Annotated in this window: 14 protein-coding genes and 1 pseudogene; 9 read left to right on the top strand and 6 right to left on the bottom strand. The window is 68.2% G+C overall.

The window, feature by feature from the left end; all coding sequences use genetic code 11:
* Positions 1-88 precede the first annotated feature (88 nt).
* Complete coding sequence (locus tag RJ05_RS12695) at positions 89-2,068, bottom strand: copper-translocating P-type ATPase (RefSeq protein ID WP_036537242.1); 1,980 nt, start codon at positions 2,066-2,068, stop codon at positions 89-91.
* Positions 2,069-2,143: 75 nt separating this feature from the next.
* Here RJ05_RS12695 and RJ05_RS12690 point away from each other — a divergent pair, with 75 nt between their 5' ends.
* The 9 genes from RJ05_RS12690 (at position 2,144) to RJ05_RS12650 (ending at position 7,217) form a co-directional block, all read left to right on the top strand.
* Positions 2,144-2,851: a hypothetical protein gene (locus RJ05_RS12690; protein ID WP_138445566.1), complete on the top strand. Its 708-nt coding sequence runs from the start codon at positions 2,144-2,146 to the stop codon at positions 2,849-2,851.
* Positions 2,852-2,867: 16 nt separating this feature from the next.
* Entirely contained in the window at positions 2,868-3,089 is a 222-nt protein-coding gene (locus RJ05_RS12685) for a DUF6480 family protein (protein WP_081597294.1), read from the top strand.
* 47 nt (positions 3,090-3,136) lie between these two features.
* Positions 3,137-3,700, top strand: coding sequence for a nucleotidyltransferase family protein (locus tag RJ05_RS12680; protein ID WP_036537201.1), 564 nt, complete (start codon positions 3,137-3,139; stop codon positions 3,698-3,700).
* Positions 3,700-3,972, top strand: a complete 273-nt coding sequence (locus tag RJ05_RS31615) for a BON domain-containing protein (RefSeq protein ID WP_036537198.1) — start codon at positions 3,700-3,702, stop codon at positions 3,970-3,972. Before RJ05_RS12680 ends, RJ05_RS31615 begins: the two co-directional genes overlap by 1 nt.
* A gap of 34 nt (positions 3,973-4,006) precedes the next feature.
* Positions 4,007-4,759 carry a metallophosphoesterase family protein gene (locus RJ05_RS12670; protein WP_036537196.1) on the top strand — a complete coding sequence of 251 codons (753 nt, stop codon included), beginning with the start codon at positions 4,007-4,009 and terminating at the stop codon, positions 4,757-4,759.
* Positions 4,760-4,804: 45 nt separating this feature from the next.
* On the top strand, positions 4,805-5,773 hold the full coding sequence (locus RJ05_RS12665; RefSeq protein ID WP_036537195.1) for a TIGR03557 family F420-dependent LLM class oxidoreductase: 969 nt from the start codon (positions 4,805-4,807) through the stop codon (positions 5,771-5,773).
* 77 nt (positions 5,774-5,850) lie between these two features.
* Positions 5,851-6,183: a DUF6766 family protein gene (locus RJ05_RS12660; RefSeq protein WP_036537194.1), complete on the top strand. Its 333-nt coding sequence runs from the start codon at positions 5,851-5,853 to the stop codon at positions 6,181-6,183.
* Between the two features lie 56 nt (positions 6,184-6,239).
* Positions 6,240-6,566: a hypothetical protein gene (locus RJ05_RS12655; RefSeq protein ID WP_036537192.1), complete on the top strand. Its 327-nt coding sequence runs from the start codon at positions 6,240-6,242 to the stop codon at positions 6,564-6,566.
* Between the two features lie 9 nt (positions 6,567-6,575).
* On the top strand, positions 6,576-7,217 hold the full coding sequence (locus RJ05_RS12650) for a UdgX family uracil-DNA binding protein (RefSeq protein WP_036537191.1): 642 nt from the start codon (positions 6,576-6,578) through the stop codon (positions 7,215-7,217).
* Between the two features lie 258 nt (positions 7,218-7,475).
* Here RJ05_RS12650 and RJ05_RS12645 read toward each other — a convergent pair whose 3' ends face one another.
* From RJ05_RS12645 to RJ05_RS12625, 5 genes and pseudogenes are all read right to left on the bottom strand, one after another.
* Positions 7,476-8,288 (bottom strand): RNA polymerase sigma factor SigF, encoded by an 813-nt coding sequence (locus RJ05_RS12645; protein WP_036537189.1) that lies wholly within the window; start codon positions 8,286-8,288, stop codon positions 7,476-7,478.
* Positions 8,278-8,712, bottom strand: a complete 435-nt coding sequence (locus RJ05_RS12640) for an ATP-binding protein (RefSeq protein ID WP_036537187.1) — start codon at positions 8,710-8,712, stop codon at positions 8,278-8,280. Before RJ05_RS12640 ends, RJ05_RS12645 begins: the two co-directional genes overlap by 11 nt.
* Before the next feature lie 78 nt (positions 8,713-8,790).
* Complete coding sequence (locus RJ05_RS12635; RefSeq protein ID WP_036537186.1) at positions 8,791-9,486, bottom strand: PAS and ANTAR domain-containing protein; 696 nt, start codon at positions 9,484-9,486, stop codon at positions 8,791-8,793.
* 93 nt (positions 9,487-9,579) lie between these two features.
* Positions 9,580-9,990: an STAS domain-containing protein gene (locus RJ05_RS12630; RefSeq protein ID WP_036537185.1), complete on the bottom strand. Its 411-nt coding sequence runs from the start codon at positions 9,988-9,990 to the stop codon at positions 9,580-9,582.
* A 197-nt stretch (positions 9,991-10,187) separates the two neighbouring features.
* Positions 10,188-12,321 (bottom strand): annotated as a pseudogene (locus RJ05_RS12625) (catalase).
* Between the last annotated feature and the right edge of the window lie 133 nt (positions 12,322-12,454).

The following is a 12,454-nucleotide window of genomic DNA, read 5'->3' as shown; positions in this document are numbered from 1 at the left end:
ACGGTGGTTCGCCGGCCAGGCCGACAGGTCGCGTTCGAAGCGCCGGCACCCCTGCCACGCACGGCGGAGTCGACGACCGTCGCCCCTCCTATCGAGCGACCGGAAGTTGTTGCGATTCCCGGGTATTCGCGTGCGACTCACCCTCCCCCAGCACCGCCGCCGGCCGCAGATCCAGCCGGCGCAGCAGCTGCGCGTTGATCGCGACGACCACCGTGGACGCCGACATCAGCAGCGCACCCACCTCCATCGGCAAGGTGAACCCCCACGGCGCCAGCACGCCGGCCGCCAGCGGCACCGAGATCAGGTTGTATCCCGCTGCCCAGGTGAGGTTTTGGATCATCTTGCGGTAGGTGGCCCGGGAGAGCGCCATCACCGACAGCACGGTGCGCGGATCGTCACCGGCCAGCACCACCCCGGCCGAGGCGATGGCCACGTCGGTGCCTGCGCCGATGGCCAGACCCACATCGGCCTGCGCCAGCGCGGGTGCGTCGTTGACACCGTCGCCGACCATGGCAACGGTGCGTCCCGCCGCTTGCAGCGACTTCACCTTCGCGCCCTTGTCCTGCGGCAGCACACCGGCGAACACCTCATCGATACCCAATTGGCGGGCCACCGCATGCGCGACCGGCGCGGCGTCACCGGTGATCATGGCGACGTGGACGCCGCGCTCGTGCAGGGCGTCGACGGCCTGCCGGGATTCCGGGCGGATCTCATCGGCCAGCGCGAGCGCGCCGATCACCGCCTCGTCGCGGATGACATGCAGCACGGTGGCGCCCTGGTCTGCCCACCCGGACGATTGCGGCAGTTCGGACAGGCCGTGCTCACCGAGCATGCCCGGCCCGCCGACGCTGACCGACGCCCCCTCGACGCGCGCGGTGACGCCGACTCCGTTACGTGCCGCGAAATCCGTCGCGGCCGGAATGCTCATGCCGCGCTGTTCGGCCGCGGTGACGATGGCGCGGCCGAGCGGATGTTCGCTGTCGCCTTCGACGGCGGCGGCCAGCGCCAAGACCTGGTCGGCGCCGTATCCGTCGCTGCCGGCGACATCGACCACCGCGGGCTCGCCCTTGGTGAGCGTGCCGGTCTTGTCGAAGAGCACCGCGTCGACGGTGCGCATCGCCTCCAGCGCACGGCGATCGGTGATCAGCACCCCGGCCTTGGCCGCGCGCTCGGTGGCGATCGACACCACCAGCGGAATGGCCAGCCCCAGTGCGTGCGGGCAGGCGATCACCAGGACCGTGATGGTGCGGGTGACGGCGGCGTCGGATTCGCCGAGGGCCAACCAGACCGTCGCGGTGATGACCGCGGCGCCCGCGGCGAACCAGAACAGCCAGCCCGCGGCGCGGTCGGCGAGCACCTGCGCCCGCGACGACGAGCTCTGTGCCTCGCTGACCAGGCGCTGGATACCGGCCAGCGCGGTGTCCTCGCCGACCGCGGTGATCCGCACTCGCAACGCGGAATCGGTGGTGACGGTGCCCGCGACCACCCGATCGCCCGGTGCGCGCCGCACGGCGACCGATTCGCCGGTGATCATGGATTCGTCGACGTCGGCGCTACCGGATTCCACCACGCCATCGGCGGGCACCCGGCCGCCGGGCCGCACCACCACGAGGTCGCCTTCGGACAACTCGGTGACCGCGACGGTGGTGATGTCATCGCCGTCGACTCGTTCGGCCTCGTCGGGCAGTAGCGCCGCCAGCGATTCCAGCGCACTCGACGCCTGCCCCAGCGACCGCATCTCGATCCAGTGCCCGAGCAGCATGATCACGATCAGCAGCGCCAGCTCCCACCAGAAGTCCAGCTCATGCGAGACGATCCCGAGCACCGCGGCCCAGGACGCGAAGAACGCCACCGTGATGGCCAGCGCGATCAGCAGCATCATGCCCGGTTGCCGCGCCCGGATCTCGCTCACCGCGCCGGTGAGAAACGGCCGCCCACCCCAGACGTACATGACCGTCCCGAGCACCGGCGAGATCCAGGTGACCGGCCCACTGTGTGGCAGCTCGTAGCCGAGCAGGTCAGCGAACATCGCGTTCGCCCCGACCACCGGCACCGCCAGCACCAGCATGTACCAGAACAACCGCCGGAACTGAGCCACATGGTCGCCATGGCCGCCGTGCGCTGCGTGACCAGCATGGCCGGCGTGGCCAGCATGACCGGCGTGGCTTGCCTGGCCGTCGTCGCCGCCATGGCCCTCGTGGCCGGCGGGATCCTGGTGGCCGGCGGGGTGCTGGTGGCCGGCGTGGCCAGCGTGGCCGCCATGGCTTGCGTGACCGGCGTGACCTTCTTGGCCACCGGGATCGCCATGGTCTCCATTGCCACCGGCGACTCCTTGGCCTTCGCGTCCGCCATGGCCGTCGTGCCCACCATGGCCGTCGTGCCCACCATGGCCGTCATCGCCACCGCGGACTTCTTGGCCACCGTGACCGTCCTGGCCACCGGAGCCGCCGCGGCCTACCTGGCCGCCATGGCCTTCCTGGTGAGTGTCGTGCTCGGCGTCCTTACCGACGCCCGCCCCCGCGTCGCTGTCCGGCATCTCCATACTCCCCTCGACGGGTGCGTGATGGTCGTGGTGGGGTCCGTGCTCGGAGCCCATACTCGAAGGGTACCCAGCCGGGGTATTTCTACCGGTCGATCCGGTCACACCGGCCGGATCCGCGTGGGCGCACCGGTACGGAGACCGCGGCGGCTCCTGCTGCCGATTGACCACGACCTCACCGGGTACGCGGCAAGCATGGAGCTACTCGTGATCCTCGCAATACCCGTGGCGGTCGCTGCGGTGATCATCTACCGCAAGGCGACCGGAAAACATCCGAATGAGCCGTTGACCCCGGACAACGACGGTGAGTAGGCCTGTCATGACATCCATGGATCCCGACCCGTCCCGCACCCCCGATCTCGAACCCGGGGGCGGAGTACCGCCGGGCGCCACACCACCGGATACGCCGCAGACCTCCGGTCTGTCGGCGCCCGAGCCCGACACCCGCCATCGATTTCCGTTCACCGGAATCGCGGCGATCCTGGTGACGGTCGTGGTCGTGGCCGTATTCCTGGTGGTGGCGGTGGCGTTGGTGATCTCTCTGGGGTGAGCGGCGGGCCGGCGATTGAGCACGGCGAACCCGGGTAGGCCCCGAACATGGCACCGACGATCGACCAGCTGCTGCACGCGCTCACCCGCGCGGCGAACGCACTGACCGGGGCCGGGATACCGTTCGCGGTGGCTGGCGGCTGTGCGGTGTACGCGCGCGGCGGGCCCGCCTCCGACCACGATGTGGACCTGTTCGTCCGGCCCGCCGATATCGCCGAGGTGCGCAGCGTGCTGGCTCGCGCTGGGCTGCGGGTGGCCGACGCCGCCGAGGACTGGCTGACCAAGGCCTACGACGGCGACACCCTGATCGACGTCGTCCATCGCCCCAACGACCGTGAGGTCACCGATGACATGCTGGCGCGCGCGGAGACGATGCCGGTGGGCCCGACCAGGGCCCCGGTCATCTCCGGCACCGATCTGATGGTCGACAAACTGCTGGTTTTCAGCGCGCACCGGCTCGATCTCAGCCCGCTGCTGCGGATCGCCCGAGATCTGCGCGAACAGGTGGATTGGCCGTCGGTGCGCGCCCAGACCGAACACTCGCCCTACGCCAAGGCGTTCCTCGGGCTCATCGATGATCTCGGGATCGCCGACACCGGAAGAGGCAACTGATGTCCCGGACCCACGAACCCGGATCCACTCCGCCGCAATACCTGGTCGCGAGGCTGCGCCGCGCACTGGCCGAGGATCCACGCACCGCCGAGCTGGGTGTGCAGATCCATATCCGCGGCGGTGTCGTCGTCCTCGACGGCGAAGTCACCAGCGCCGAACGCAAACAGCGGCTCGAAGACGCGGTGCGCGAGCTCGTCCCCGACGCCCGCATTCACAACGAGGTCCGAGTGGGCACGCCGGCACAGCCGGGGCCGAGCGAGGAATTGCGCTGAGGGCAGGCCCATCGAGCGGAAGGAGTTGGCAGGCATGCGGATCGCGGCGGTCGGAGACATTCATCTGGGGACCGATTCACGCGGATTGCTGCGTCCGGCGCTACAGCAGCTGCCCGAGCGCGCCGATGTGCTGCTGCTGGCCGGTGATCTCACCAAACACGGAACCGTCGACGAGGCCTGCGTCGTCGCCGAGGAATTCGCAGATCTGCCGGTACCGGTGATCGCCGTGCTCGGCAATCACGACTACCACAGCGACGCGCAGGACGAGATCACCGATCTGCTCGGCGGTCACAACATCACCGTGCTCGAAGGTTGCGCCACCACCGTCGACATCGACGGCTCGACGCTGGCGGTCGCGGGCACCATCGGCTTCGGCGGCGGGTTCGCCGGCAAATGCGCGAGTGTGTTCGGGGAGCGGATGATGCGTGATTTCGCCGGACGCGCAGTGGCACTGGCCGATTCGCTGCGGGTGGCCCTGGCCGGCTGCGACGCCGACGTCACGGTGGCGTTGACCCACTACTCCCCCGTCACCGACACCCTGCACGGCGAACCACCCGAGATCTATCCGTTCCTAGGTTCCTATCTGCTCGGCGAGGCGATCGACGACGCGGGCGCGGATCTGGCCCTGCACGGGCACGCGCACGCCGGACGTGAACACGGCACGACACCGGGCGGGATCCGGGTCCGCAATGTCGCCCAGCCGGTGATCCGGGCCGCCTACACCATCTACGACCTGCGCTCGGCACCCGAGCCGGCGCACGTCGGGCGGCCGGGAGCGGTGCGCTGAGGACCGGTTCGCCCACCGCACAGGCACCATCGACAGGAGGCAAGCATGCAGATCGGGTACAAACTGGCGGCCGAGGCGTTCGGCCCCGAGGAGCTGATCCGCCAAGCGGTGCAGGCCGAGGCGGCGGGCTTCGACTTCGTGGAGATGAGCGACCATTTCCATCCGTGGCTGGATAACCAGGGCCATTCCTGCTTCGCCTGGACCGCGCTCGGCGCCATCGCCGCGCGCACCGAGCGGATCGGTCTGGCCACCGGCGTCACTTGCCCGATCATCCGGTACCACCCGGCGATCGTGGCGCAGGCGGCGGCCACACTCGCGCTGATCTCCCAGGGCCGGTTCACCCTCGGCATCGGCTCCGGCGAACGACTCAACGAGCATGTGGTGGCGCGCGAATTCCCCCCGATCGCGGTGCGCCAGGACATGCTGCGTGAGGCACTCGAGATCATCCGGTTGCTGTGGCGCGGCGGCTACCAGTCCTATGACGGCCGGTATCTGTCGATTTCCGATGCCAGGGTCTTCGATCTACCGGAGAGCCCGCCTCCCATCGCGGTGGCAGCGGGCGGCCCCGATGCCGCCCGGATCGCCGGCGAGCTGGGCGATGGCTTGTTCGCCACCGAGCCCGAAGCCCGCATCGTCGAGGATTACCGCGCCGCAGGCGGGACAGGACCGCGCTACGCCGAGGTCGGCATGGCGTGGGCGCCCGACGAGCAGACCGCCGCCGAGGCCGCCCACGAAACCAGCCGCTGGGCGGTGACCGGCTGGAAGGTGATGAGCGAGTTGCCGAATCCGGTGAACTTCGCGGCGGCGACCACGACCGTGCGCGTCGACGACATCCGTGCGGCGATGGCCTGCGGCTCCGACCCGGCCCGTTATCTGGAGGCGGCGCAGGACTACGTCGATGCCGGGTACGACCATCTGGTGATGCAGAACGCCGGCCCCGACCCGGACGGGTTCATCGACTTCTATCAGCGAGAACTGGACAAACCGATGCGTGAGCTCACCCCACGGACCTGAGCCCGGCTCCGCACGCGACTCGACGAGTGCCCGCCGGTGACCTGCGTATCCGCCGACGGGCCGGGTATCGCTGCGGTATGACCCACTTCAGGCGATGGGGCGCTGTGTACCTGCTGGTGCTGTTGTTCGCGGGCTCATGGGCCGCGCAGTTCGTCACCCAGCTCAGCGATTACCGCAGCACCCAGCAAGCACTCGGGCAGCCCTTCGAATGGGGCGGCTACCTGCACAACTTCTTTGCCAGCACCTTCGAGAACTGGCAGAGCGAGTGGCTCCAGCTGATTTTCCAGGCGATTCTGCTGCTCGGTGCCAAGCATTGGCTGTTCGCCGTCGATGCCGAGGATCTCGAACGAATCGAGAACAAGATCGATGGTCTGCAGCAGACCCTGGCCCGCAGCGGGCCGGTTGTCTGAGCCGTTGATTGTTCATGCGCGAGGCGGGTACCCGTCCCGCAGACAGGAGGTGTGTCATGCCGAAGGAATGGACCGATAAGCAGGAACGGCAGTACGAGCACATCAAGGATTCGGCCAAGGATCGCGGTGCGGGCACCAAGCGCGCCAAGGAGATCGCGGCCCGCACGGTCAACAAGAACCGTGCCCAGTCCGGCCAGTCCAAGACCTCGAGCCGCTCATCCACCCGCGATGTCTCGCCGCAGCATCGTGGCGGCAAGCGGTCACACAGTGGCTCGAAGGGCCCGACCCGCGACCAGCTGTACAACGAGGCCAGGCAGCGCAATATCAAGGGCCGGTCGAAGATGTCCAAGGCACAGTTGGCCAAGGCCCTCGGCCGGTCGTAGGACGCGCGGATGAGCACCACCGCGCGGCGCACAGCGCAGAAACCGCCCGGCGCCGCCGAGTTCGTGCCGCCCGACGCGGATCTCGAGCAGCTGCGCGAGGCCGCGGTGGGCTGCCGCGGCTGCGAGCTGTACCGTGACGCCACCCAGACCGTCTTCGGTGAAGGCCCGACCGCCGCGCGGGTGGTGATGGTCGGCGAACAGCCCGGCGATCAGGAGGACCGCGCCGGCCGGCCATTCGTCGGCCCGGCGGGCAAGCTGCTCGATCGCGCCTTGGGCGAGGCCGGTTTCGACCGGGACGAGGTGTATGTGACCAACGCGGTCAAGCATTTCAAGTTCGTCGAACGCGGCAAACGCCGCATCCACAAAACACCGAGCCGCACCGAAGTGGTGGCCTGTTCGGCCTGGCTCAGCGCCGAACTCGATCTGATAGCACCGGATCTGGTCGTGTGTCTGGGCTCGGTGGCCGCCAAGGCGGTGCTCGGCCCCTCGACCACGGTCGGGGAGTTGCGCGGAGTCGTCATCGATGGTCCCGGCTATCAGGTGACGGCGACGGTGCATCCATCGGCGGTACTGCGCTCCACCGACCGCAAGGCCGCCTACGCCGAGTTCGTGGGCGATCTGGCCCGCATCCACGACCTGGCACTGCACTGACCATTCGAACCGGATCCCTCCGGCAGACCTCGAGACGAAGGAGCCGGCCGTGCGAACCGACCAGCTGACCCACCCGAATCCCCCGCGCGAACCCGATCCGGTGCCGCCTGCCCCGCCCCCGCATCCGATACCCGAGCCCGAGCCGGTGCCGCCTGCGCCGCGGCCGGGCGATCCACCGACACCGCCGATCCCACCGCCGCCGGACCCTGGGCCCTCACCGGATCCGGTCCCGCCGACGCCGGTGTGAACCGACGCCGCTCAGTCGCGCAAGGCTTGTTCGCGCACCCAGTCCAGGGTGCGCGACAGGATGCGGGATACGTGCATCTGGGACACGCCCAGCTGTTCGGCGATCTGATTCTGGGTCATCGATTCGAAGAAGCGCATGCGCAGCACCTGCTGCTCGCGTTCGGGTAGCTCGGCGATATACGGCTGCACCGCCAGGTAATCCTCGACGTACTGATAGGACGGCTCGTCCACGCCGAGCGATTCGGTGAGTGGCAGCGGTGCGTTCTCGGAATCCTCCCCACCGGTCACCGTGTCGATCGAGGAGCTCTGGTAGGCATTGCCCGCGATCAGCGCCTGGGTCACTTCGACCAGGTCGACGCCGAGCTCTTCGGCGAGTTCTCTGGCGCGCGGCATCCGGCCCAGCCGCTGCGAGAGTTTGTCGGTCGCCGGTCCGATGCTGAGCTGAATCTCCTTGACTCGCCGGGGAACTCGCACCGACCAGGTGTTGTCGCGGAAGTACCGGCGAACCTCGCCCATGATCGTCGGGACCGCGAAGGACAGGAACGACGATCCGCGCGCGGGGTCGAACCGGTCGATCGCATGCAGCAGCCCCACCCGGGCCACCTGCAGCAGGTCTTCGAACATTTCGCCGCGGCCGGCGAACTTGCGCGCGATGTGTTCGGCCAGCGGCAGGCAGCGCTCGACCACCTCCTCGCGAGTCCGATCGTGGCGAGGGTCGGTTCCGGGAATCGCGGCGAGTTCCTCCAGCAGCGGCTCGATGTGGTCGTAGCTGTCCTCGCCGGTGTGGCGGCGGGCCTGACGAGGCCGCTGCCGCTCAGCTGCCATCGGAGCCCCCGCGCACCCACGTGAACCGTGCTGTGGTGGGGTATCCGCCCGCGTTCTGATCGAAGGGACGTTGTTCGGTGCTGATCGACTCGGTCAGGGTGCGCACGATATGCCAGCCGAAGCTGTGCCGCTCGCCCACCGATTCGGTGGCCGCCACCGACGTCACCGCGACGGTCATCCGGTTGTCGCCGTAGTTGAAATCGCAGGTGAGCTCGGAACCGGGGACGGCGTCCAGAATCAGCGAGGTGGCCACCTCGTCGAGCGCGAGGCGGATATCGGTCACCTCGTCGAGGGCGAAGTCCGCGATCAAGGAGACGGTCTCGGTCAGGGCGCGCAGCATCAACAGCTGGTCCAGTTCCGCGGGCACGCGAACCCCCACCGTCGTCGTGGGGTCCGCGGTTATGCGGGAAACATGCTCGGTCATGCGCACCACCTTGTCCGCCCTGATCGGGTGTCATCTGCTCGCTTACCCGGCATCATCCACGCGAAACGCGCGGCGGGGCTAGCCGGGGATGCGTTGGTGCACGGTGAGCAACAGATGGTCGAATTCCGAGCGAAGTCTCGGTGGCGTGTTGCGCAGTGTGGGCAGCTCGGCGATCAATTGCGCGGCCAGCGATCGCACCTTGACGTTGGTTTCCTGCGAACGCCAGGTCAGTACCCGGAACGCCTGATCGGCGCTGATGCCGTAGACCAGCATCAGCACCCCTTTGGCCTGTTCGATGACCGCGCGCGCGGACATCAGTTCCGGCAGGGTGTCGTCCAGGGTTTCCCTGCGTTGCTCCTCGAGGGTTTCGGTGACGTCGATGTAGTAGCCGGCCGTGCCGATCACCCCGCCGCCATCGTCGGTCATGGTGTCGGCGACGACGATCACGTGATGGGTGCGGCCCTCGGTGTCGATGATGCGGTGCTTGCTACAGAACGGTTCCCCGTCGGTGAGGGCGTGGTCGAGCAGATCCGCCACGTAATCGCGGTCGTCGGGATGTTTGTGGTCGAGCAGCAGGTCGGTGGTCGGGGTCACCGCGCCCGGGTCGTACCCGTGCATGCGGGCGACCTCATCGGACCATTCCCAGCGTTGCTCGTCGAACCAGAACCGGAAACCGCCCACGTCCTCGACGCAGCTGGTATCGGCGAGGTGTTCGAACGCCTCGGTGTCATCGGTGTCGATTCCGCTCGCGGAGACCGATCCATTGTCCGTCACTGTTCGATTATCGACCGTGAAGTCGGCGCATGCGATGAATTCGACGGGCGAGGATGCCGCCGCAGGTCGGCGGTGGTGTCGGGATCGCACAGGTCAGCCGCCGAGCGCTGCCTGCATGGTGGGGTAATGACGGAACAGGTGGCGGACTCCGGTCACCTCGAGCACCCGCTCGACTTCCTTGCGACCGCACACCAGGCGCAGGTCCAGCCCCCGTGCGGCGGCGTCGGCCTTCGCCGAGACCAGCAGCGCGGCCGACCGGATGCTCATGAAACCCGCGGCCCGCAGATCGAGCACGACGATGGATCGATCGGTGTGCATGCACCTGCACAGCAGGTTGTAGAAGTCGTCGTAGAGCGCGGCATCGAGTTCGCCCTCCACCCGCGCGACAGCGCAGCCGCGGCGAACGCCATCCTGCTGGGTCAACCGCCGGATATCGCGACCGTGCTGTGGCCTGGCCAGCCGGTGCAGTTCTTCGGCGTGTTGATGTTCGGTCACCAACGACATCGAATCCTCCTGTTGGACAGGGGCTTCCGATTCGTCTCCGTGCCAACAGCCGGAACGGAGCGACGGCCGAAATGGCGAGCTCGACAACGGTGAGAACCACCGCTACCGAGCTTCGAACATTCTGGCTATGGAACCGGGTTCGGCTGGGGTCTCAACCTGGACCCATTCTGGCACGCGAACCTGCCCCTGTCATCCGGTCAGGCGGGGATCCGATCGGTGACGCGCTGCCAGACGCGATGCCCGGCCAGCGCCTCGGCGAAGGCGGCGACGAATCCGTCCGGGATACTCGCGCCCTCGGCCGCGGAGACCACCACGCCGTCCACGGCGAAGTCGGTCTCGCCGGGATTGAACTCACCGGGCAGGCCCGCGGCCCGCAATACCTGCGCGCCCGCGCCGACCGCACCGACCGGTTTCGCGTGCTTGAACGCCTCGAGCACGAAATGCACCGCCGGTCCGGATTCGGCCAGCGTGCCCGCGGAGTCGCCGCCACCGGCGACGATCACGCCGTCGTAGAGCACCGAGGCCATGGTCGGAAGGGCCCGGTCCACCAGCACCGGATCGCCAGAGCCGTCGGCCCGCAACCGGCCGCCGTGCGGGGCCAGCACCTCGGCCGTCGCACCGCGTTCGGCCAGCGCGGAGCGGAGGGTGTCGATGCCGGTCGAGTCGGCGCCGTCGGCGGCCAGGATCGCGATCTTGCGGGTGGCGATGCTGTCGGGTGCCAGGTTCAGCTGCGACAGGGCAGGTGAGACCGGCACGTCGTCGACGCGTTCACCCTCGGGCACGGGCAGCCCCAGTTCCACCGCGACCCGGCTCGCCAGTCCGGGGTCGATGCGCACCAGATGGTCGAGCACCCGGGAGCGGATCTCCACCCGCCGGACCTTGCCGAGCTCGAAGCCGAAGGCCGCCACGATGTGCTCGGCCTCCGGTGGCGACATGCTGCGCCAGAACATGCGCGGCTGCCGGTAGTACTCCTTGAAGCTTTCCGCGCGGATCCGCTGGGTCGCACCGTCGACGCGGCGGGTGTAGTGCCGGAAGACGTCGGCGTCGGCCAGGGCCGGGCAGCCGCCGCCGATGGAGTTCTTGGTGTAGAACGCCTCACCGCGCGGCACCGCGTGCTGGCCGTAGCCGTCCTGCTGATGGGTTGCGCACATCGGCCAGCGGCCGGTTGACCGGCAATTGCGCGAAGTTCGGGCCGCCCAGCCGGATCAGCTGCGTGTCCAGGTAGGAGAAGTTGCGCAGCTGCAACAGCGGATCATTGGTGAAATCGATGCCGGGCACCAGGTTGGCGGTATGGAAGGCGACCTGCTCGGTTTCGGCGAAGAAGTTGTCGGGGTTGCGATTGAGCACCATCTCCCCCACCGGTCGCACCGGGACCTGCTCCTCCGGGATGATCTTGGTCGAATCGAGCAGATCGAAGTCGAAATCGAATTCCTTGTCCTCGGGAACCAGCTGCACCCCCAGTTCCCAGCTCGGGAAATCGCCCGCCTCGATCGAGTCCCACAGATCGCGGCGGTTGAAGTCCGGGTCGCGGCCCGCGACCTGCTGGCATTCGTCCCACAGCAGCGAATGCACGCCGAGGCGCGGCTTCCAATGGAATTTCACGAACGTGCCCTTCCCGTCCGCGTTCACGAATCGGAAGGTGTGCACGCCGAAGCCCTGCATCATCCGGTAGCTGCGCGGCAGCGCCCGATCCGACATCAACCACATGATCGCGTGCAGCGTCTCCGGCTGTTCGGCGACGAAATCCCACAGCGTGTCATGCGCGGACTGCGCCTGCGGAATCTCGTTGTGCGGCTCGGGTTTCACCGCGTGCACGAAGTCGGGGAACTTGATGCCGTCCTGGATGAAGAAGACCGGGAAATTGTTTCCGACCAGGTCGTAGTTGCCTTGCTCGGTATAGAACTTGGTCGCGAAACCACGCACGTCGCGCACCGTGTCGGCCGAGCCACGCGACCCGGCGACGGTGGAGAACCGCACGAACACCGGCGTACGCACCTGCGGTTCGGTGAGGAATTTCGCCACCGTGTAATCGGCGAGCCAACTGTCATAGGGCCGGAAGAAGCCGTAGGCGCCGGCGCCGCGGGCGTGCACCACCCGCTCGGGGATGCGCTCGTGATCGAAATGGGTGACCTTTTCCCTGGCGTGGAAATCGTCGAGCAAGGTGGGCCCGCGCTCACCGGCCGACAGCGCGTCGTCGGTGTGGTCCACCCGTACGCCCTGCTGGGTGGTCAGGTAACCGCGGTCGCGGTCCTGCCTGACCGGCTCCAATTGTTCGCTCTTGGCGTCCGGAATCGGTGACTTCTCGGTCGGCTGTTCGGTGCGTTCGTCCACGATGGGCCTCCAGGCTGGTCGAGGCAAACCCTGTCGTGGGGCGGCTTCCCCGGACAACGCGCGTTAAACCGGCACGCGCGATTCGCGACCGCCCACACACGACAGCGGTTGCCGGGCGCACTGCCACGGCAAC

The organism is Nocardia cyriacigeorgica NBRC 100375, assembly GCF_000308555.1.
GTDB classification, from domain to species: domain Bacteria; phylum Actinomycetota; class Actinomycetes; order Mycobacteriales; family Mycobacteriaceae; genus Nocardia; species Nocardia cyriacigeorgica.
This window is presented reverse-complemented; position numbering and strand designations above follow the sequence as displayed.